The sequence below is a fragment of the Pseudomonas sp. R25(2017) genome (assembly GCF_002112565.1).
Classification (GTDB): domain Bacteria; phylum Pseudomonadota; class Gammaproteobacteria; order Pseudomonadales; family Pseudomonadaceae; genus Aquipseudomonas; species Aquipseudomonas ekonensis.
In genome coordinates this window covers 135030-154737 of record NZ_NEHZ01000006.1, presented here as the reverse complement: position 1 = coordinate 154737, position 19708 = coordinate 135030, and the positions used below count along the sequence as shown (strand labels likewise).

The window sequence follows — 19708 nt, the reverse complement described above, 5'->3', positions numbered from 1 at the left end:
GTGCATTGCCGGCCGGTTCGTGCGACCGAGCACCGTCGCATTCAATCGGAGTCTCTTGGTGTCGGATCAGGTTACGTGCAAAGCGAGAACGACACGCAGCCCCGTGCTATCGTGCCCGCCCGTCCCCCATCCGTTCGCCCCAGCATGCTGCCGACTTCCCGTACCCTGCGTCTGTCGCTGTACACCCTGCTGATCATCGCCGGCGCCGTCCTGGCCGCGACCCTGGCGATCCGCCACGCCGAACGCCAGGCCCTGGAGGAGGACGCGGCCCGCGCCAGCCAGCAACTGGCGCTGTACGCCAATTCCCTTCACACCCTGATCGACCGCTACCGCGCCCTGCCCGCCGTGCTGGCGCTCGACCCGCAGCTGCGCGCGGCCCTGGGCGGCCCGGTGAGCGCCGAGCAGCAGGCGGCGCTCAACCTGAAGCTGGAGAAGATCAACGGCGCGGCGCAGTCCTCGACCCTCGAACTGCTCGACCACACCGGCCTGGCGGTGGCCGCCAGCAACTGGCGCCTGCCCAGCAGCTACGTCGGCCACAATTACGGGTTCCGCCCATACTTCAGCCAGACCCGCACCCAAGGCAGCGGACGCTTCTACGCCGTGGGCGTGACCAGCGGGATTCCCGGCTACTTCCTCTCCAGCGCCGTGCTCGGCGAACAGGACGAATTCCTCGGGGCGATGGTGGTCAAGCTCGAATTCCCCGAGCTTGAACGCGAATGGAGCCAGGGCAGCGACACCCTGCTGGTCAGCGATGCGCGGGGCATCATCTTCATCGCCAACCAGCCGGGCTGGCGCTACCGCGCGCTGCGGCCGCTGGATGCCGCCGACCTGGCCGACATCAAGGCCACGCGCCAATACGACAAACAGGCGCTGGTGCCGCTCACGCACCTGTCGCTGCGCCGCTTCGACGACACCAGCGACCTGCGCCGGGTCGAAGGCCCGCAGGGCACCGCCGACTACCTGTGGGAATCCCTGCCGCTGACCGCCGAAGGCTGGACGCTGCACCTGCTGCGCCGCCCGCAGGTGGCGTTCGAGGACCTGCGCAACGCCGGGCTCGCCGCCGCCGGGGTGTGGCTGGCGCTGGTGTTCCTGCTGCTGTTCCTCAACCAGCGCTGGCGCCTGGGCAAGATGCGCCAGCGCAGCCGCGCCGAGCTCAAGCGGCTGGTGGAAGAACGCACCCGCGAGCTGCGCACCGCCCAGGACGGCCTGGTGCAGTCGGCCAAACTGGCGGCGCTGGGGCAGATGTCCGCCGCGCTGGCCCACGAGATCAACCAGCCGCTGACCGCCCAGCGCATGCAACTGGCCACCTTGCGCCTGCTGCTCGATCATGGCCGCGTCGATGAGGCCTACAAGGCGCTCAAGCCGGTGGACGACATGCTCACCCGCATGGCCGCCCTCACCGGCCACCTGAAGACCTTCGCCCGCAAGAGCCCCAGCGGCCTGCGCGAACGGCTCGACCTGGCGACCGTGGTCGATCAGGCCCTGCAATTGCTCGACACCCGCCTGCGCGACGAGCAGGTCAGCCTGGTGCTGCACCTGACCCGCCCGGCCTGGGTGCGCGGCGATGCGATCCGCCTGGAACAGGTGCTGATCAACCTGCTGCGCAACGCCCTCGACGCCATGCACGGCAAACCGTGCAAGCGCCTGCTGATCCGCCTGGAGGCCGACCAGCAGCTGTGGCACCTGAGCGTCAGCGACAGCGGCGGCGGCATCGCCGAGGAGCACCTTGGCCAGGTGTTCGACCCGTTCTTCACCACCAAGCCTGTGGGTGACGGCCTGGGCCTGGGGCTGGCGGTGTCGTTCGCCATCGCCCACGAGTCCGGCGGGCGCCTGAGCGCCGAGAACGGCGAAGGCGGCGCGGTGTTCACCTTGACCTTGCCGATCGATCTGGAGGCGCACATCTGATGCTCAATTCGGTGATGGTGGTCGACGACGAAAGCAGCATCCGCAGCGCCGTCGAACAATGGCTGAGCCTGTCGGGTTTCGAGGTGCAACTGTTCAGCCGCGCCGAGGACTGCCTGGCCGCATTGCCCCGGCACTTTGCCGGAGTGATCCTCAGCGACGTGCGCATGCCCGGCCAGAGCGGCCTGGAACTGCTGGCCGAAGTGCAGCGCCGGGACGCCGACCTGCCGGTGATCCTGTTGACCGGCCACGGCGATGTGCCGATGGCCGTCGAAGCGATGCGCGACGGCGCCTACGACTTCCTGGAAAAGCCGTTCAGCCCCGAGATCCTGCTCGGCAGCCTGCGCCGGGCGCTGGACAAGCGCCGGCTGGTGCTGGAGAACCGTACCCTGCACGAGCAGGCCGACAACCGCGCCAGGCTCGACGCCACGCTGCTCGGCGTGTCCCGCGGCATGCAGACCTTGCGCCGGCAGGTGCTGGACCTGGCCGCGCTGCCGGTCAACGTGCTGATCCGCGGCGAGACCGGCAGCGGCAAGGAAATGGTCGCCCGTTGCCTGCACGACTTCGGCCCGCGCGCGGACAAACCGTTCGTGGCGCTCAACTGCGCGGCGATCCCGGAGCAACTGTTCGAGGCCGAACTGTTCGGCCATGAGAGCGGCGCGTTCACCGGGGCGTCCGGCAAGCGCATCGGCAAGCTGGAATACGCCGACGGCGGCACGCTGTTTCTCGATGAGATCGAAAGCATGCCCCTGGCCCAGCAGGTGAAGCTGCTGCGGGTGATCCAGGAGCAGAAGCTGGAACGGCTGGGCTCGAACCAGAGCATCCGCGTGGATCTGCGCATCGTCGCCGCCACCAAGCCCGACCTGCTCGACGAGGCCCGGGCCGGGCGTTTTCGCGAAGACCTGGCCTATCGGCTGAACGTGGCCGAGCTGCGCCTGCCGCCCCTGCGCGAGCGCCGCGAAGACATCCCGCTGCTGTTCGACGCCTTCGCCCGCCAGGCCGCCGAACGGCTCGGGCGGACGTTCCCGCCGCTGGGCGGCGCCCAGCTGAGCCACCTGCTCAGCCACGACTGGCCGGGCAACGTGCGCGAACTGGCCAACGTCGCCGAGCGTCAGGTGCTGGGGCTGGACGAACCGGTGCCGGGAATCGACCCGGGGCAATCGCTGGCGGCGCAGCAAGAGGCGTTCGAGGCCCAGTGCCTGCGCATCGCCCTGACCCGGCACAAGGGCGACGTGAAGGCGGTGCTCGAAGAACTGCAGCTGCCGCGGCGCACCTTCAACGAAAAGATGCAGCGGCATGGGTTGAGCCGGGAGATGTTTGTGCAGGACAGCTGATTGCCCGGCGACTGCAGGATTTGTGGCTCAGGCAAAACTGTAGGAGCCAGCCTGCTGGCGATGGCGTCCGTGGAGGCGCCGCAGGGCTCAAACAAGATTGTGCCCTTGCCGGCGTCATCGCCAGCAGGCTGGCTGGCTCCCACAGATAGCGGGGCACACGCCCTCCATGCGGGCGCCAAGATAGGCGGATTTCCGCTCATCACCCGCCGCACGACAAGCGGATTTCCGCTCAACAACCGCGCCTACCCCCTCTAAACCGGCCCTCCGCCCCTTGGCACACCTCCTGCTATAGCCCCCGCAGGCTGCGTTTCGACGCGCTCCACAAAAACAATTAACCGAAGGATCCTTCAATGGATAACTCCAACATCCTGCCGCTTGGGGCAACTGCCGCGCCGGCCAAGGAAAGAACCACCGCCAGCCGGATCAAGTCGATCTTCAGCGGTTCCGTCGGCAACATGGTCGAGTGGTACGACTGGTACGTCTACGCCGCCTTCTCGCTGTACTTCGCCAAGACCTTCTTCCCCGCCGGCTCCACCACCGCGCAACTGATGAACACCGCCGCGATCTTCGCCGTGGGCTTCCTGATGCGCCCCATCGGCGGCTGGCTGATGGGCCTGTACGCCGACCGCAAGGGCCGCAAGGCCGCGCTGATGGCATCGGTGTACCTGATGTGCTTCGGCTCGCTGATCATCGCCCTGAGCCCGAACTACGAAACCATCGGCATCGGCGCGCCGATCCTGCTGGTGTTCGCCCGCCTGCTGCAGGGCCTGTCGGTCGGCGGCGAGTACGGCACCTCGGCCACCTACCTGTCGGAAATGGCCACCAAGGAGCGTCGCGGCTTCTTCTCCAGCTTCCAGTACGTGACTTTGATTTCCGGCCAGCTCATCGCGCTGGGCGTGCTGATCGTGCTGCAGCAGTTCCTCACCACCGAACAGCTGTACGCGTGGGGCTGGCGCATCCCGTTCGCCATCGGCGCCCTGTGCGCGATCGTCGCGCTGTACCTGCGCCGCGGCATGGAAGAGACCGAGTCGTTCGTGAAGAAGGAAAAGTCCAAGGAAAGCGCCATGCGCACCTTGCTCCGCCATCCGAAGGAACTGCTGACCGTGGTCGGCCTGACCATGGGCGGCACCCTGGCCTTCTACACCTACACCACCTACATGCAGAAGTACCTGGTGAACACCGTCGGCATGAGCATCTCCGACTCCACCACCATCTCGGCGGCGACGCTGTTCCTGTTCATGTGCCTGCAACCGGTCATCGGCGGCCTGTCGGACAAGATCGGCCGGCGTCCGATCCTGATCGCCTTCGGCGTGCTGGGCACGATCTTCACCGTGCCGATCCTGATGACCCTGCACACCATCCAGAGCTGGTGGGGCGCGTTCTTCCTGATCATGGCGGCGCTGATCATCGTCAGCGGCTACACCTCGATCAACGCGGTGGTGAAGGCCGAACTGTTCCCGACCGAAATCCGCGCCCTGGGCGTCGGCCTGCCGTACGCGCTGACCGTGTCGATCTTCGGCGGCACCGCCGAGTACATCGCGCTGTGGTTCAAGAGCATCGGCATGGAGACCGGCTACTACTGGTACGTGACCGCGTGCATCGCCGTGTCGCTGCTGGTGTACATCACCATGAAGGACACCCAGAAGCACTCGCGGATCGTGACTGACTGACTGACAGCTGTCCGTGCAGTCACCGCAAGGGTGACTGCAATGGCCCCATCGCCAGCAGGGTGGCCCCACAGGGGGTCGGCGGTGTCCACCAACCCCGTGTTCACCGCCAATCCTTGTGGGAGCCAGCCTGCTGGCGATGGGGATCACCCCGGCATCAAGCGGACTCGGCCACCTGCTGCCGGCTGCCGTACCGCTTCTGCGCAAACGCCGCCCCGGCGATCATCACCACCAGGATCCCCGCCAGCACCGCCGACGAGCCGACGGTGCCGAAGTCCAGGCCGCCCTTCTCATGGGATTTGGTCATCAGGTCACCCAGTGTCGCGCCGAACGGCCGGGTCAGCACGAACGCCACCCAGAACAGCGCCACCGACGAGATCTTGGTGAAATACCTGAGCAGCACCACCAACGCGATCGCCGAGCCGATCAGCAGCGCGCCGCCGGCAAAGCCCAGGCCCGAGTCGTCGGCCAGGTAATCGCCCAGCGCGGTGCCCAGAGTGTTGGAGAACAGGATCGCCATCCAGTAGAACATCTCGCCGCGAAAGGTCTGCACCTTGTTGACGTTGAGCGAGTCGCCGCTCAGGCGCCAGGCCGCAAAGATCGCCAGCAGGATCGAGATCAGGATCATCGAGCCCGCGGCATAGCCCAGGCCCAGGGTGCGGTCCATGAAATCGGACAGGGTGGTGCCGGCGGTGCTGGTGGACAGGATCACGATCCAGTACAGCAGCGGCTTGTAGGTCTTGGCCTTCAGTTGCGTGACCAGCGTCAGGACGAACACGCTGATCAGGATCAGCGAGCTGATCGCGTAACCGACGTCGAGGGTCATCGACAGCAGATCCCCCGCCGTTTCCCCCAGGGTCGTCGCGCAGATTTTCATCACCCAGAACGCCAGGGTGATTTGAGGCAGTTTATTCATGAACGCAAGAGCTCCCGTGTGTGACGGCCGGTTGTTCGATTTCTGGCCGCCGGCAGACTGGCGTCCGAGGGGTGAAAAACCGGTCGGCGTTCCATGAAAAATCTGTCACACGGGCCAAAACAGCGATTAATCACCGGTTAATGCCGCTGCCCCATCCTGCACTCACCTGATCGATTGACTGCGCGACGTTCGCCCGAGGACGGAAGCGAATCCGATGCGTCGCCCTTAACATCTAGTTAATCGATTGTTATCAGCATTAATTTGCGCTTTTTAATCAATTTTATTGGCGTAGCATTCAACTCAAGCAAGACACAACGCCAACGAACACGGAGAAACGACCATGAACACCAAACTGATCCTCGCCCTGACCCTGTCCCTCCTGGCCGCCAACACTTTCGCCGCCGACGGTTCGGACAAGACCAAATCCGCCGACTTCATCTCCGGCGCCAGCGCCTCGGTCGAACACAGCACCTCCGGCGCCTACGCCGCTGACGGTTTCGACAAGACCGGCACCGCCAACGCCATCGCCGCCGACGGCTTCGACAAGACCGGCACCGCCAACGCCATCGCCGCCGACGGCTTCGACAAGACCGGCACCGCCAACGCCATCGCCGCCGACGGCTTCGACAAGACCGGCACCGCCGCTGCCATCAGCTGAACCGCGGATGCAAACACCAAAGCCCGGCCAATGCCGGGCTTGTTCATTTCTGCAGCGACACAGCTGCGAGGTCCCAAGCAAAACCCTGTGGGAGCCAGCCTGCTGGCGATGGCGCCAGCCCAGTCACCACGAGACAGAATCAAGACAGTTGCCCCACAGGCGCCTGCACCGGACTGGCAATCAGCGCCCCGCGCTTGCACTATGGCCCCCCTCAGAACACAGCCTTCCAGGAACACCCCCACCATGCCCGACGACATCCACTTCTACGAACCCGCCAACGGCCACGGCCTGCCCCACGATCCGTTCAACGCCATCGTCGGTCCGCGCCCCATCGGCTGGATCTCGTCGCAGGATGCCGAAGGCCGGCTGAACCTGGCGCCGTACAGCTTCTTCAACGCCTTCAACTACATCCCGCCAATCATCGGGTTCTCCAGCGTGGGCCGCAAAGACAGCCTGAACAACATCGAGCAGACCGGCGAATTCGCCTGGAACCTCGCCACCCGGCCGCTGGCCGAGCAGATGAACCAGAGCTGCGCGGCGGTTGGGCCTGAGGTCGACGAGTTCGAACTGGCGGGCTTGACCACCGTGGCGTCGAAAGTGATTGCGGTGCCGCGGGTGGCCGAAAGCCCGGTGTCCTTCGAATGCAAGGTCACTCAGATCATTCAGCTGCAACGGGCGAATGGCGAGACAGTGCCGAGCTGGCTGATCCTCGGCGAAGTGGTCGCCGTGCACATCGCCAAATGGCTGCTCAAGGACGGGATCTACGACACCGCCGCCGCAGAACCGATTCTGCGCGGCGGCGGGCCGGCGGACTATTTCCAGCTGGGGCCGCAAGCGTTGTTCAAGATGTGGCGACCGGGTGCGGTCAAGTGAGGCTCACCAGATGAGTTCGGCGTCGTCGCTGACGCCCTGAAGGCGTTTCAGCTCGCGGGTCGCGGCGTCGTCGGCCGCGATGGCGCCGGGGAACACCTGTTCATCCAGCAGTTTGTGGAAACGCGGGGCGCCGCCATCGACCAGGGCCTTGACCGCAATGGCGGCGTAATAGCCCTTGTTGCCGCCCAGCTCGACGGGGACCACAGCGGAAACCGCTTCGAAGTGTGCGAACTCTTTACGTGCCATGTCTCAGGTTCCGGCTCAGTCAAATAGGCCGGCCATTAAACCCTCAACCGGCGAGTTTGTGTACCGGTGCACCGCAGGCGCCGAGCGCCTGGGCGGCCGACACTTCCTTGAACGTGTGGAAATCCACTTGGTTGACCACCAGGTCCTGCACCAGCTCGCCGAACACCTCCATCGACGGACTGGCGAAATAGGCGGTCATCGCCTGCTGGCTGCTCCAGAAGCCGGACACCAGCCACAGCTGCGGATCGCACTGCGAATGCTGCAAGGCGAAGTTCAGGCAACCGGGGGCGGCGCGGGACGGCTCGATCAGCGCGCTCAGGCGCACGCCCAACTCTTCCGAGCGCCCGGCGCGCGCCCGGATGAAGGCCATATGACTGACGGGAATTTGCTTGGACATGTTCAATCCCTCCCAGGGAGTCGCGTGGCAGCCGGGGACGGGCTGCGACAGGATCCAAGGTTACGGGCTGCCTGCCGGGCGCCGTTAGTCGATTCCTGCCGTTGCCTTGCACGATCCTGCGAAACTGCCTCAAGGCCCTGTAAAAAAGTGTGAAGGCCTGTCACGGTGCTGTCACACAGGTTTCGAGCAAGTTTGCCCGCCTGCGTCCTGTCATGTCTGGGGGCCGAGGCAACCCCGTGCAGGATCAGGCAAGCATTTGACAGGATGTGTCTACCGCTCACGCTTGCACAAACTTATGCTCTGCCCCACTTCACCGCCCTTGCCGAGGAGGTCGTGCATGACGTCACCCGAACATTTCCCAGCCCCGCTGGACGCCGACATGGAAAAGCAGCGCGCGGAACTGGCGACGCTCATCCGCCGCAACACCTCGGAAGACGGCAGCTACGCCACGGCCATCGGTTCGCTGTTCATGTCCCGCCACACCCAGTCCCATGACTTCGCCCCGGTGCTGGCGCAACCGGCGCTGTGCATCATGGCCCAGGGACGCAAGGAGGTGCGGCTGGCGGACGAGTACTTCAACTACGATCCTTTGAACTACCTGGTGGTGTCGGTCTCGATGCCGCTGAGCGGGCGGGTGGTGAACGTCTCGCCCGACGAGCCGATCCTGGCCGTGCGCCTGGACATCGACCCGGCGGAAATCACCGCGCTGATCGCCGACGCCGGCCCCATGGGCGTGCCGACCCGGCCGACCGGGCGCGGCCTGTACGTCGAACGGATCGACAGCGCCATGCTCGACGCGGTGCTGCGCCTGGCGCGCCTGCTCGACACGCCCAAAGACATCGCCATGCTCGCGCCGCTGATCCGCCGGGAGATCCTCTATCGCCTGCTGCGCAGCCCCCAGGGCCACCGGCTGTACGAGATCGCCATCGCCAACAGCCAGAGCCACCGCATCAGCCAGGCGATCAAATGGCTAAACGGCAACTTCGAGCAGCCGTTGCGCATCGATGACCTGGCCAAGGAAGTGAACCTGAGCGTCTCCACCTTGCATCACCGCTTCAAGGCGATGACAGCGATGAGCCCGCTGCAGTACCAGAAGCAACTGCGCCTGCAAGAGGCCCGGCGGCTGATGCTGACCGAAGGGCTGGAGGCCTCGGCGGCGGGGTATCGGGTGGGCTATGAAAGTCCGTCGCAGTTCAGCCGCGAGTACAGCCGGCTGTTCGGCGCGCCGCCGCTGCGGGATCTGGCGCGGTTGCGGCTCACGGTCTGATCCATGTTTTTTGGTGCTGCGTCTGGCCCAATCGCCAGCAGGCTGGCTCCCACAGAGGATGTGTGTTGATCACGGATTCCATGTGGGAGCCAGCCTGCTGGCGATGGGGGCGGCGCTGCCGGCATCACGGCCGGATCAAGCCCCCAGCACCCGGCACGCCTCGGACGGCAGCGTCACCGACACCGGATGCCCGATCCCCAGGCCGATGTCCTGGCACGGCGTGCTCAATGCGGTGAACGTCACCCCGGAACACTCCACCGTGGTCTCGATGGTCGCGCCGATGTCGCGCACGAACGTCACCGTGCCCAGCAGCCGGTTGCCCGCCGTCGCCTGGGGCGCCGACAGTTGCAGGTCTTCGGGGCGGATCAGCATCTTCACCTTCTGGCCCACCACGATGCTGCTGCAGATCGGCACTTGAAGCGCATCGCCGCCCGGCAGCACGACCTTGCCGTCGCCCAGCGCCGTGGCCGGGAAAATGTTGCCCGAGCCGATGAAGTCCGCGACGAATTCGTTCGCCGGGTGCCGGTAGATCTCGATGGGCGTGCCCACCTGCTGCACCCGGTGCTCGCCCAGCACCACCACGATGTCGGCCATGGTCATGGCCTCGCGCTGGTCATGGGTGACCATGATGGTGGTGATGTTCAGCCGCTGCTGCAGTTGGCGGATCTCCACCTGCATCGATTCGCGCAGCTTGGCGTCCAGCGCCGACAGCGGCTCGTCGAGCAGCAGGATCTTGGGGTGCGAGGCAATCGCCCGGGCGATCGCCACCCGTTGGCGCTGGCCGCCGGAGAGCTTGGCCACCGGACGGTCGATCATCGCCTGCAGCTGGATCATCTCCAGCAGCTCCACCACCCGCGCCCGCTGCTCGGCCTTGCCCACGCCGCGCAGCTTCAACGGATAGGCGATGTTCTCGCCCACGGTCATGTGCGGGAACAGCGCCAGCGACTGGAACACCATGCCGAAGTTACGCAGGTGCGCCGGGGTGTGGCCGATGTCCTCGCCGTCCAGGCGGATCTCGCCGCCGGTGAGGGTCTCAAGCCCGGCGATCATGCGCAGCAAGGTGGTCTTGCCGCAGCCCGACGGCCCCAGGAAACACACCAGCTTGCCCTGGGGCAAATGCAGGTTGACGTCTTTCACCGCGCAGGCCGAGCCGTAATGCTTCTCGACGTTTTCCAGAATCAGTCCAGACATGTTGCACCTCAAATCAGAAGGAAACGCCGCCCTCGCCCACCAGCTTCTCCAGCGCCCAGATCAGGACGAAGTCGATCAGCACGATCAGCACGGCAAACGAGAATACGGTGGGGTCGAGCGAGGACACGGTGCGGCTGTACATCCAGATCGGCACGGTCATGACGTCGATGGTGTAGAGGAAATAGGTGACGGTGAATTCGTTGAACGAGACGATGAACGCCAGCAGCATGCCCGCCAGGATCCCCGACTTCATCAGCGGCACCACCACATCGACGATCGCCCGCAGCGGCGAGGCGCCGAGCATCTGCGCCGCCTCCTCGACCTCGCTGCCGATGGAGAGCATGGCCGCCGTGCAGTTCTTGACCACGAACGGCAGCGCCAGGATCACGTGGGCGATCACCAGCCGCGAGGTGGTCATGTGGAACGGCAGGCTGTCGAACACCAACAGCATCGCCAGGCCCAGCACCACCATCGGGAACACCAGCGGCAGCGACATCAGTTGCAGCGCCACGGCCTTGCCGCGGAACTCGCAGCGGGTCAGCGCGTAGGCCGCCGGCACTGCGATCAGGGTGGCGAAGACCATGGTCAGGCACGACACCAGCAGGCTGGTGGCCATGGCCTGACCGAGGCTCAGCACGTCGCTGGCGTCCGGCGAGACGAAGGTGTGCCACGCGGCCTTGTACCATTGCAGGCTGTAGCTGGCCGGCGGGAAGTCGAGGTTCGACGCGCCGCTGAACGACATCACGATCATGGTCAGGATCGGCAGCACCGCCAGCAGCAGGATCACACCGGACAGGATCCCGGCGAACTTGCCCGTGTCGCCGGGCAGCAGCGCGTGGCGCTTCTTGGTCAGGGCAGTCATTGCGAAGCCTCCAGCAACCGGCGACGGCGGCCGGTGACGTATTCGGACAGGGTCATGATCGCCAGGGTGGTGGCGATCAGCACCACGCCTGCGGCGGACGCGGCGGGCCAGTTCATCAGCGGGGCGATCTGGTCGTGCACCATCACCGCCAGCATCGGCACCCGCCGCCCGCCCAGCAGCAGCGGCACCACGAAGCTGCTGGCGTTGTAGGCGAACACCAGCGTCGCGCCGGTGATGATTCCCGGCAGGCTCATCGGCAGCACCACCTGGCGGAACACCTGCCAGCGGCTGGCGCCCAGGGTCGCGGCGGCCTCTTCGAAGCTGCGGGACACGCCGCGCATGGCGCTGGCGATCGGCAGCACGGCCAGCGGGAACGCGGTCTGCACCAGCCCCATCAGCACGCCGTTCTGGTTGTACAGCAGCATGATCGGCCGCTTGATCAGGCCCAGCCCCATCAGGGTCTGGTTGAGCATGCCGCCGGGGCCGAGGATCACCAGCCAGCCGTAGCTCTGCAGCAGCAGGTTGACCAACAGCGGCAGCAGCACCGCCGCCAGGAAGATCCGCCGCACGAACGGCGACGTCAGGCGCGACATGGTGTACGCCACCGGGATCGCCAGCAGCACGGCGATCACCGCGCTGATCAGCGCCAGGCGCAGGGTCAGCAGCAACGACTTGAGGTAGTACGGTTCGAGCAGCTGCGCGTAGCTGGCCAGGCTGAAGCCCGTCCACTCCGCGCCCTTGGTGCCGATGCTCATGCGCAGCACCAGCAGGCTCGCGGCGATCAGCACGCCGAGGAACAGCATCGACGGCGTGAGGAAAAACCACGCCCGGACGGTGGGCGAAACGCCGCGCGCCGGGCGCACGTCGGCCGCGCCGACCGGGTGGGTCAGGGATTGATGTTCCATGGCAATGATCTCGTCAATGGAAAAACAACTGACAAACACAGATTTCCAAACCCCCGCGAACCCTGCGGGAGCTGGCTTGCCAGCGATGACGGCCGACCTGTCGAAATGAACTCACTGACAGATTGCTATCGCTGGCAAGCCAGCTCCCACAGGGGGTTGCGGTGTTCTGAAGGTTGCGTTCGGCTCAGGAAGAAAAGATTTCCGTGTAGCGACGGATCCACTGGTCATGCACGGTGGCCAGGAAGGCGTTGTCGTGCATGATCGCCTTCTCGGCGATCTGCTCCGGCGTCAGGATGTACGGGCTCTTGCGCGCCTCGGCGGAGATGATCGCCTTGGCGTTGACCGGGCCGTTGAAGATGTCTTCGGCCATCTTGCCCTGCACCAGCGGGTCGAGGGAGTGATCGATGAAGGCGTAGGCCAGGTCGGTGTCGCCGGGACGGTTCTTGGGCATTACCGACAGCATCAGGTCGGTGTAGAACCCTTCCTTCATGCCGAACGTGGCGCCCAGGCCGTAGTTCGCGTCGCGGATCTGCTTGGGGAAGAACGCCGGGGCGTAGAGCCCGCCCATGTCCAGGGAGCCGGTGCGGAACAGTTCGGCGATCTGGTTGGGGTTCTCGCCCAAGGTCACCACGCGGTCCTTGAGCTCGGCCAGTTTCTTGAAGCCCGGCTCGATGTTGTGCTCGTCGCCGCCGGCCAGTTTGGCGGCGATGATGATCAGGTCCATCGCCTCGGTCCAGTTCGGCGGCGGCAGGAAGATGTTCGGCGCCAGGTCAGCGTCCCACAGTGCGGCGTAGCTGTCCGGCGCCGTGCTTTGGGTGCGGGTGCTGTAGACCAGGCTGTTGCACCACAGCAGGTAACCGATGCCGTGGCCGTTGGCGCCGGTGCGGTACTTTTCCGGCACGTCGATCAGGTTGGGGATGCGGTTCAGGTCGGGCTTTTCCAGCAGCCCGGCGGCGGCCAGGCCTTCGGCGCCGACGCCGGCCAGGGTGATGATGTCGTACTGCGGACGGTCGCCGCCGGCCTTGAGCTTGGCGACCATTTCCGAGGTGCTGCCGGTGCGGTCGGCGATCACCTTGGCGCCGGTCTTGGCCTCGAAGGTCGCGGCGATGTTGCGCAACGCGGCCAGGCCGGTGTCATCCGACCAGGTCAGCAGGCGCAGGGTCTTGCCGGCGAAACGGGTGTCGCTGGCGCTCGCCCGGATAAAGGGCATGCTCAACGCCGCCGCAGCCACCGAGGCCACGCCGACGGTCTTGATGAATTGACGCCTGTTCAGATCGTGCTCGCCCATGAAGGACTCCCTTTGTTCTTGTAAGTATGAGATTGACCGCAACCCTTGCGCTGACCGTCCGGAACCGCCAAAGCCCCGGTTTCAAAGGGCTTGGGCGAGGTCGGCGGATTCATCCTGAGGTCGGGCGCAAGCGCTGACCATCGATAAAAACTCATTGGAGCCATGACGCCGGCGCATGCCTCATTGCGAGGCATGCGTTCACTTTTTTCGGGCGTTCAGAGCGCCCGCACCACGTGCTTGATCTCCTGGAACGCGGCCAGTCCCCACGGCCCCAGCTCACGGCCCAGGCTGCTCTGCTTGTAGCCGCCCCACGCCGTCTGCGGGAAGATCACCTGCGGCGCGTTCAGCCACACAAGCCCCGCCTGCAGGGCGTCGGCGACCCGGTCCGCGGCTTCGGCGTCACGGGTGACCACACTGGCCACCAGGCCGAACCGGCTGTCGTTGGCCAGGGCGATCGCCTCGGCCTCGGTGGCGAAACTGCGCACGCACACCACCGGCCCGAAGATCTCCTCGCACCACAGCGCACTGTCCAGGGGCACTTCGGTGAACACCGTCGGCTGCAAGAAGTAGCCGCGGGCGAGGTCGGCGGGACGGTTGCCGCCGCACACCAGCTTCGCCCCGGCGCTCAGGCCGCGGTCGATGTGGCCGAGCACCCGCTGGTACTGCGCCTGGTTGACCAGCGCGCCCATCTCCACGTCTGGGTCGAACGGGTCGGCCACGCGGATCCTCTCGGCGCGGGCCTTGAGCCGCGTGAGGAATTCGTCGGCCAGCTCATCGGCGACCAGCACCCGGCTGGTGGCCGAGCACATTTGCCCGGCGTTGAAGAAGGCACCGCCGCAGGCCAGTTCCACCGCCAGGTCGAGGTCGGCGTCGGCCAGCACCAGCAGCGAGGATTTGCCGCCCAGCTCCAGGCTCACGCCCTTCACGGTCTCGGCGGCGCGCTGCATCACCTGCACCCCCACCGCGTTGCTGCCGGTGAACGACACCTTGGCGATGCGCGGATCCGCCGCCAGCGGCGCCCCCACCGCCAGCCCAGTGCCGCAGACCAGGTTGAACACGCCGTCAGGCAGGCCGGACTCGGCGATGATCGCTGCCAGCTCCAGCTCCGCCAGCGGCGTGACCTCCGACGGCTTGAGCACCACGCAGCAGCCGGCGGCCAGGGCCGGGGCGAGCTTCCACGCGGTGGTGACCATCGGGAAGTTCCACGGCACGATCAGCCCGACCACACCGCAGGGCTCGCGGCGCACGCGGGCGCTGAAGTCGTCGCTGGGCAGCGGCACCTCCGCGTCGTTCTTGGCGTCCAGGCTGTCGGCCAGCCCGGCGTAGTACTCGAACGTCGCGATCACGTCATCGACGTCGATGACCGCCTCGAACAGCGGCTTGCCGTTGTTGCTCGACTGCAGCTTCATCAGGTGTTCGCGGCCGTTGCGCACGCCGTTGGCGATGTTGCGCAGGATCGCCGCACGCTCGGCGCCGGTGGTCTTCGACCAGGCCTTGAAGGCTTCGGCCGCTGCCGCCACCGCCCGGTCGACCGCGCGCTCGTCGCCGCCGTTGACCGTGGTCAGCAGCGCTTCGGTGGCCGGGTTGATCACCCGCAGGTGTTCGCCGCCGGACGACCATTGGCCATTGATGTAGAGACCGTCGAGGGTCGTCGGGAAATTCAGGGCCGAACTCATTGCGCCACCGCCTTCATCCATTGTGTCTGGTCGATTTCGATCAGGGTCGGGCCCTGACGGTCCGTGGCCGCCCGCAGCGCGCCGCGCAGTTGCTCGACGGAGCCGGCCGAGTGGGCCGCACAGCCCAGGGCCTGAGCCACGCCGATGAAGTCCGGGGTGTAGATGTCCACGCCCACCGGTTCGATGGCGCGGTTGACCATGTAGCGCTTGATCTCTTCGTAGCCCTGGTTGTTCCACAACAGGACGATCACCGGCACCCGCGCCTCCACGGCGCTGGCCAGTTCCGGCAGGGTGAACTGCAGGCCGCCGTCGCCGATCAGGCACACCACCGGCGGGCGCGCGCCTTGCTCCAGGCGGCCGCCCAGCCAGGCGCCGATGGCCGCCGGCAAGGCGTAGCCGAGGGTGCCGTAGCCGGTGGAGGCGTTGAACCAGCGGCGCGGATGGTCGGGGTTGAAGGTGAGGTTGCCGGTGTACACCGGTTGCGTGGAGTCACCGACGAACACCGCTTGCGGCAACTCGTGCAGAACGGTTTCCAGGAAGCGGGTCTGGGCCAGGGCCGGCGCGTCCCAGCCGGCGGCCAGTTCCTCGCGCAGGCGGGCGGCGCGCACCTGGCCCCAATCGTTGCGGCGCTCGGCCAGGGGGTGATGGGCCATCGCGCTGAGCAGCGCCTGGGCCGCGTTGCGTGAGTCGGCCACCAGCGCCACGTGAGGCGGGTAGTTGCGCACGGTCTGGTCCGGGTCGATGTCGACGCGCAGCAGTTGGCCGGGAATCTCGAAGCCGCCGGCGAAGGTGACGTCGTAGTCGGTTTCCGCCAGCTCGGTGCCGATGGCCAGCACCACATCGGCATCGGCCACCAGCGCACGGGTGGCGACCAGGCTCTGGGTCGAACCGATCAGCAGCGGATGGCCCGACGGCAACATGCCTTTGGCGTTGATGGTCAGCGCCACCGGCGCGTCCAGCCGTTCGGCCAGTTCGGTGAGTTCGGCGGCCGCGTCGATGGCGCCGCCGCCGGCGAGGATCAGCGGACGCTCTGCACCCGCCAACAGTTCGGCCATGCGGTTCACGGCAGACGGTGCGGCACCGGCGCGGTCGATGTGCACCGGCACGCTGGCGAGCAGGTCATCGGCGTCTTCCACCAGCACGTCCAGCGGGATCTCGATGTGCACCGGACGCGGACGCCCGGCTTGGAACAGCGCGAACGCCCGGGCCAGCACCGCCGGCAGTTCCGCGGCGGACATCAAGGTGTGGGAGAACGCCGCCACACCGCCGACCAGCGCGCTCTGGTTCGGCAGTTCGTGGAGCTTGCCGCGGCCGCCGCCCAATTGGCTGCGCGACTGCACGCTGGAGATCACCAGCATCGGGATCGAGTCGGCGTAGGCCTGGCCCATGGCGGTGGTGATGTTGGTCATGCCGGGACCGGTGATGATGAAGCACACGCCCGGCTTGCCGCTGGTGCGGGCATAGCCGTCGGCCATGAAGCCGGCGCCCTGCTCATGGCGCGGGGTGACGTGGTTGATGCTCGAACGGGCCAGCCCGCGATACAGCTCCACGGTGTGCACCCCCGGGATGCCGAACACCTGCTCGACTCCGTAATCCTCGAGTAACTTGACCAGTACTTCGCCGCATGTCGCCATGGTTATGCCCTTCTTGTTCGATTGAGACTCCGGCCTCCTTTTGTGGGAGTCCGGGAATGGCCTCATTGAAACGGGCGCCCCATAGCCGCAACAATCGATAAAAGCTCATACTAGCCATGTCCTCACGTCATACCTTGGATCCACATGAAACGACTGCCTCCCCTGCCCGCCCTGCACACGTTTCTGGTCACCGCGCAGTGCTGCAACTTCACCCGGGCCGCCGAGCAGTTGCACATCACCCAGGGCGCGGTGAGCCGACAGATCGCAGGGCTCGAGGATCATTTGGGCTATGAGCTGTTCATCCGCCTGGCCCGGGGGCTGGAACTGACCGCCGAAGGCCGCGAATGGCTGCCGAAGGTGCAGCAGGTGTTCGACCTGATCGGCGATTCGGTGGAGCAGATCGGCGCCAAGCGCGAGACCCTGCAACTCAAGGCACCGAGCTGCGTGATGCGCTGGCTGTTGCCGCGCCTGATGCAGTGGCAGCGCGAACGCCCGGACGCGCCGGTGAAGCTGACCGCCTCGCTCCAGCACGGGGTGGACTTCCAGCGTGAACAGTTCGACGCGGCGGTGATCTACGGCACCGCGCCCCACGATCTGCCGGCCGCGCTGCACATGTTCGACGAACAGCTGACGCCGGTCTGCTCGCCGGTGCTGCTCAAGGGCGCACCGGGCCTGAACTCTCCGGCCGATCTGCAACAACACTTGCTGCTGCACCCCACCCATGACGACCAGGACTGGACGCTCTGGCTGAAGGCCGCCGACCTGCGGCTGAACAACATCGGCAGCGGTCAGCACTTCGAGACGCTGGACCAGGCCATGTCGATGGCCTCCCACGGCACGGGTGTGGCGATCGGTGACTGGTCGTTGATCGGCGATGACCTGAACGCCGGACGGCTGGTGACGCCGTTCGATCTGAAGGTCAAGACAGGGCTTGGCTACTACGTGGTGGCGCCGGACAGGCCAGAGCCGTCGGCGAAGCTGCGGGAACTGATGGTGTGGCTGGTGGAGCAGGCGCATACCCGCTGAGCCGCTGGGTTTTGCGGCGTCTTCAGTGACGCCATCGCCAGCAGGCTGGCTCCCACAAGGATCGGCGGCGCCGAGAAGTCTGTGGGAACCCGTTGCTGGCGATGGCGGAGGAACATTCAGCGTTGAGCATTCTGAACTGACACCTTCGCGAGCGGGCTCCCCGCCGGCCCCTGTGGGAGCCAGCCTGCTGGCGATGGCGAAAGTGAATGCAGCGCAGAAGCGGGAGCCGGACAGTGGCTCCCACAACGCGGGATGGATCAGTAGCCGACGGTGAAACGCTGGCGCGAATGCTTCGGTGTCTGTACCTCGTCGATCAGGGCGATGGCGTAGTCGGCGAAGGTGATCCAGCTGCGGCCTTCGGCGCTGACCAGCAGATCGTCCTTGCCCACCCGGAACTTACCGCTGCGCTCGCCTTCGACGAACTCCGCGGACGGCGACAGGAACGTCCAGTCCAGTTCTTTCTCCTGACGCAACGCTTCGAGGAACGCGGCACCGGCGCTGGCCTCGGCCTTGTACTCGGCCGGGAAACCCGCGCTGTCGATCACCCGGGTGCCGTCCGGCAGCAACAGCGAACCGGCGCCGCCCACCACCAGCAGACGCTTGACTCCGGCCCGCTTGACCGGACCGGTCACGGCAGCGGCCGGCACGGTGGCGAAATGCGCGGCGCTGATCACCGCGTCGTGGCCGGCCACCGCCGCTTGCAGCGCAGCGGCGTCCAGCACGTCGAGGGACTTGGCCGTCACGCCGGCACGGGCGCCGATCTTCGACGTGTCCCGGGCGATGGCGGTGACGCTGTGGCCGCGGCGCAGGGCCTCTTCCAGCAATTGGCTGCCGGCCCGGCCGGTGGCTCCGATGATTGCGATCTTGCTCATGACATTCTCCAATTGGCTTGAGAGTGTTGCTAAGTTCAGGAACGGCTCACCACTTCATTTCGCCCTTGGCGACCTTGGCGCTCAGCTCCAGGGAGCTTTCCTCGCCCAGTTTCGGGTAGCGCTTCTTCATCGCGGCGATCAGGGCGGCGGAGTCCTTGGCCTTGGCGGTCTCTTCGTCGAAAGCCTTGATGTAGTCGGCGGTGAACCGCACCGAGGCCAGCGAGCGGCCGCTGTCGCCCAGGTAATGGCCCGGCACCACGGTCTTCGGCTTCAGGGTCTCGATCGAGTGCAGGGTCTCCAGCCAGTCGGCGTGGGATTGCGCGGTCTGGGTGTCGGCCATCCACACATGGATGTTCTCGGCCACCACCACGCCGCCGACCACGGCCTTGAGCGAAGGGATCCACACGAAGCTGCGGTCCGGCTGCTTGCCTTCCAGGCCGACCACTTGCAGCTTCTGCCCTTCGAGGATCAGGCTGTCGCCTTCAAGCACACCCGGCACGATGGTCTTGGCCGGCACATCGTCGCCCATTTTCGGGCCCCAGAACGCGAGCTTGCCGTCCACGGTCTGCTTGATGTGATCGACGGTCGGCTGCGAGGCCAGCACCTTGGCGTCCGGGAAGGCCTTGGTCAGGGTGTCGAGGCCGAAGTAGTAGTCCGGGTCACCGTGGCTGATGTAGATGGCGGTCAGGTGCTTGCCGCTGGCGCGGATCTTTTCCACCACCTGCTCGGCCTGGGACTTGCCGAACTGGGCATCGACCAGGATCGCGTCCTTCTCGCCGCTGACCAGCACCGAGGTCACCGGGAAGATGGCGTGGGTGCCGGGGTTGTAGACGTCGAGGGTCAGGTTGGCTGCGGCGGCGTGCGCGGCGAAGCCGAGGGTGGCGGTGGCGAGTAGGACACGCTTGAGGGTGGTGAAGCCGATCATCGGTTGCTCCGCTGTTCAAATGCCAGGCTTGGCGATGGGAGAGAGCTTAGTTGCCAGAGTCGGTACAAA

18 protein-coding genes are annotated in these 19708 nt (G+C 66.2%); 7 read left to right on the top strand and 11 right to left on the bottom strand.

Features of this window, described 5'->3' with window-relative positions; genetic code table 11:
• The first annotated feature begins 144 nt into the window (after positions 1 to 144).
• From CAG31_RS09790 to CAG31_RS09780, 3 genes are all read left to right on the top strand, one after another.
• Positions 145 to 1905 (top strand): ATP-binding protein, encoded by a 1761-nt coding sequence (locus tag CAG31_RS09790; RefSeq protein ID WP_085580364.1) that lies wholly within the window; start codon positions 145 to 147, stop codon positions 1903 to 1905.
• Positions 1905 to 3236 (top strand): sigma-54 dependent transcriptional regulator, encoded by a 1332-nt coding sequence (locus tag CAG31_RS09785; RefSeq protein ID WP_085580362.1) that lies wholly within the window; start codon positions 1905 to 1907, stop codon positions 3234 to 3236. The genes CAG31_RS09790 and CAG31_RS09785 overlap by 1 nt, the downstream gene beginning before the upstream one ends.
• A 350-nt stretch (positions 3237 to 3586) precedes the next feature.
• Positions 3587 to 4906 (top strand): MFS transporter, encoded by a 1320-nt coding sequence (locus CAG31_RS09780; protein WP_085580359.1) that lies wholly within the window; start codon positions 3587 to 3589, stop codon positions 4904 to 4906.
• Positions 4907 to 5060: 154 nt separating this feature from the next.
• On the opposite strand, the gene CAG31_RS09775 is transcribed toward CAG31_RS09780, so the two are convergent.
• On the bottom strand, positions 5061 to 5819 hold the full coding sequence (locus tag CAG31_RS09775) for a hypothetical protein (protein ID WP_085580357.1): 759 nt from the start codon (positions 5817 to 5819) through the stop codon (positions 5061 to 5063).
• 340 nt (positions 5820 to 6159) lie between these two features.
• On the opposite strand from CAG31_RS09775, the gene CAG31_RS09770 reads away from it, so the two are divergent.
• Positions 6160 to 6477, top strand: a complete 318-nt coding sequence (locus CAG31_RS09770; protein WP_085580355.1) for a hypothetical protein — start codon at positions 6160 to 6162, stop codon at positions 6475 to 6477.
• A gap of 243 nt (positions 6478 to 6720) precedes the next feature.
• Positions 6721 to 7350: a flavin reductase family protein gene (locus CAG31_RS09765; RefSeq protein ID WP_085580353.1), complete on the top strand. Its 630-nt coding sequence runs from the start codon at positions 6721 to 6723 to the stop codon at positions 7348 to 7350.
• 3 nt (positions 7351 to 7353) lie between these two features.
• On the opposite strand, the gene CAG31_RS09760 is transcribed toward CAG31_RS09765, so the two are convergent.
• Together CAG31_RS09760 and CAG31_RS09755 are read right to left on the bottom strand one after the other, a co-directional pair.
• A complete protein-coding gene (locus CAG31_RS09760; protein WP_085580351.1) occupies positions 7354 to 7596 on the bottom strand; it encodes a hypothetical protein in 243 nt (80 codons plus the stop codon).
• 43 nt (positions 7597 to 7639) lie between these two features.
• The gene (locus tag CAG31_RS09755; RefSeq protein WP_085580349.1) at positions 7640 to 7993 is read right to left on the bottom strand and encodes a putative quinol monooxygenase; all 354 of its coding nucleotides are present in this window, start codon (positions 7991 to 7993) and stop codon (positions 7640 to 7642) included.
• 337 nt (positions 7994 to 8330) lie between these two features.
• On the opposite strand from CAG31_RS09755, the gene CAG31_RS09750 reads away from it, so the two are divergent.
• Positions 8331 to 9260, top strand: a complete 930-nt coding sequence (locus CAG31_RS09750; RefSeq protein WP_085580347.1) for an AraC family transcriptional regulator — start codon at positions 8331 to 8333, stop codon at positions 9258 to 9260.
• Between the two features lie 135 nt (positions 9261 to 9395).
• Here the strand turns inward: CAG31_RS09750 and CAG31_RS09745 are convergent, their stop codons facing one another.
• The 6 genes from CAG31_RS09745 to CAG31_RS09720 form a co-directional block, all read right to left on the bottom strand.
• Positions 9396 to 10451 carry an ABC transporter ATP-binding protein gene (locus CAG31_RS09745; protein ID WP_085580345.1) on the bottom strand — a complete coding sequence of 352 codons (1056 nt, stop codon included), beginning with the start codon at positions 10449 to 10451 and terminating at the stop codon, positions 9396 to 9398.
• Between the two features lie 13 nt (positions 10452 to 10464).
• Positions 10465 to 11313 (bottom strand): ABC transporter permease, encoded by an 849-nt coding sequence (locus CAG31_RS09740; protein WP_085580343.1) that lies wholly within the window; start codon positions 11311 to 11313, stop codon positions 10465 to 10467.
• On the bottom strand, positions 11310 to 12218 hold the full coding sequence (locus tag CAG31_RS09735) for an ABC transporter permease (RefSeq protein WP_085580340.1): 909 nt from the start codon (positions 12216 to 12218) through the stop codon (positions 11310 to 11312). The genes CAG31_RS09740 and CAG31_RS09735 overlap by 4 nt, the downstream gene beginning before the upstream one ends.
• Positions 12219 to 12402: 184 nt before the next feature.
• Positions 12403 to 13506 (bottom strand): ABC transporter substrate-binding protein, encoded by a 1104-nt coding sequence (locus tag CAG31_RS09730; protein WP_085580338.1) that lies wholly within the window; start codon positions 13504 to 13506, stop codon positions 12403 to 12405.
• A 215-nt stretch (positions 13507 to 13721) separates the two neighbouring features.
• Positions 13722 to 15170: an aldehyde dehydrogenase family protein gene (locus tag CAG31_RS09725; protein WP_170930266.1), complete on the bottom strand. Its 1449-nt coding sequence runs from the start codon at positions 15168 to 15170 to the stop codon at positions 13722 to 13724.
• Between the two features lie 8 nt (positions 15171 to 15178).
• Entirely contained in the window at positions 15179 to 16816 is a 1638-nt protein-coding gene (locus tag CAG31_RS09720) for a 5-guanidino-2-oxopentanoate decarboxylase (protein WP_085580333.1), read from the bottom strand.
• A 144-nt stretch (positions 16817 to 16960) separates the two neighbouring features.
• Here CAG31_RS09720 and CAG31_RS09715 point away from each other — a divergent pair, with 144 nt between their 5' ends.
• The gene (locus tag CAG31_RS09715; protein WP_085580330.1) at positions 16961 to 17842 is read left to right on the top strand and encodes a LysR substrate-binding domain-containing protein; all 882 of its coding nucleotides are present in this window, start codon (positions 16961 to 16963) and stop codon (positions 17840 to 17842) included.
• Positions 17843 to 18099: 257 nt separating this feature from the next.
• Here the strand turns inward: CAG31_RS09715 and CAG31_RS09710 are convergent, their stop codons facing one another.
• Positions 18100 to 18714, bottom strand: a complete 615-nt coding sequence (locus tag CAG31_RS09710) for an NAD(P)-dependent oxidoreductase (RefSeq protein WP_085580328.1) — start codon at positions 18712 to 18714, stop codon at positions 18100 to 18102.
• Positions 18715 to 18760: 46 nt separating this feature from the next.
• Positions 18761 to 19639: an MBL fold metallo-hydrolase gene (locus tag CAG31_RS09705; RefSeq protein WP_085580325.1), complete on the bottom strand. Its 879-nt coding sequence runs from the start codon at positions 19637 to 19639 to the stop codon at positions 18761 to 18763.
• Positions 19640 to 19708: the final 69 nt, after the last annotated feature.

Bases quoted from the DNA above. Each gene is read 5' to 3' on its own strand.
- CAG31_RS09710 (WP_085580328.1), bottom strand. From the start codon at position 18,714: ATGAGCAAGATCGCAATCATCGGAGCCACCGGCCGGGCCGGCAGCCAA.
- CAG31_RS09755 (WP_085580349.1), bottom strand. From the start codon at position 7,993: ATGTCCAAGCAAATTCCCGTCAGTCATATGGCCTTCATCCGGGCGCGC.
- CAG31_RS09780 (WP_085580359.1), top strand. From the start codon at position 3,587: ATGGATAACTCCAACATCCTGCCGCTTGGGGCAACTGCCGCGCCGGCC.
- CAG31_RS09785 (WP_085580362.1), top strand. From the start codon at position 1,905: ATGCTCAATTCGGTGATGGTGGTCGACGACGAAAGCAGCATCCGCAGC.
- CAG31_RS09705 (WP_085580325.1), bottom strand. From the start codon at position 19,639: ATGATCGGCTTCACCACCCTCAAGCGTGTCCTACTCGCCACCGCCACC.
- CAG31_RS09730 (WP_085580338.1), bottom strand. From the start codon at position 13,506: ATGGGCGAGCACGATCTGAACAGGCGTCAATTCATCAAGACCGTCGGC.
- CAG31_RS09765 (WP_085580353.1), top strand. From the start codon at position 6,721: ATGCCCGACGACATCCACTTCTACGAACCCGCCAACGGCCACGGCCTG.
- CAG31_RS09740 (WP_085580343.1), bottom strand. From the start codon at position 11,313: ATGACTGCCCTGACCAAGAAGCGCCACGCGCTGCTGCCCGGCGACACG.
- CAG31_RS09750 (WP_085580347.1), top strand. From the start codon at position 8,331: ATGACGTCACCCGAACATTTCCCAGCCCCGCTGGACGCCGACATGGAA.
- CAG31_RS09760 (WP_085580351.1), bottom strand. From the start codon at position 7,596: ATGGCACGTAAAGAGTTCGCACACTTCGAAGCGGTTTCCGCTGTGGTC.
- CAG31_RS09715 (WP_085580330.1), top strand. From the start codon at position 16,961: ATGAAACGACTGCCTCCCCTGCCCGCCCTGCACACGTTTCTGGTCACC.
- CAG31_RS09720 (WP_085580333.1), bottom strand. From the start codon at position 16,816: ATGGCGACATGCGGCGAAGTACTGGTCAAGTTACTCGAGGATTACGGA.
- CAG31_RS09735 (WP_085580340.1), bottom strand. From the start codon at position 12,218: ATGGAACATCAATCCCTGACCCACCCGGTCGGCGCGGCCGACGTGCGC.
- CAG31_RS09790 (WP_085580364.1), top strand. From the start codon at position 145: ATGCTGCCGACTTCCCGTACCCTGCGTCTGTCGCTGTACACCCTGCTG.
- CAG31_RS09775 (WP_085580357.1), bottom strand. From the start codon at position 5,819: ATGAATAAACTGCCTCAAATCACCCTGGCGTTCTGGGTGATGAAAATC.
- CAG31_RS09745 (WP_085580345.1), bottom strand. From the start codon at position 10,451: ATGTCTGGACTGATTCTGGAAAACGTCGAGAAGCATTACGGCTCGGCC.
- CAG31_RS09770 (WP_085580355.1), top strand. From the start codon at position 6,160: ATGAACACCAAACTGATCCTCGCCCTGACCCTGTCCCTCCTGGCCGCC.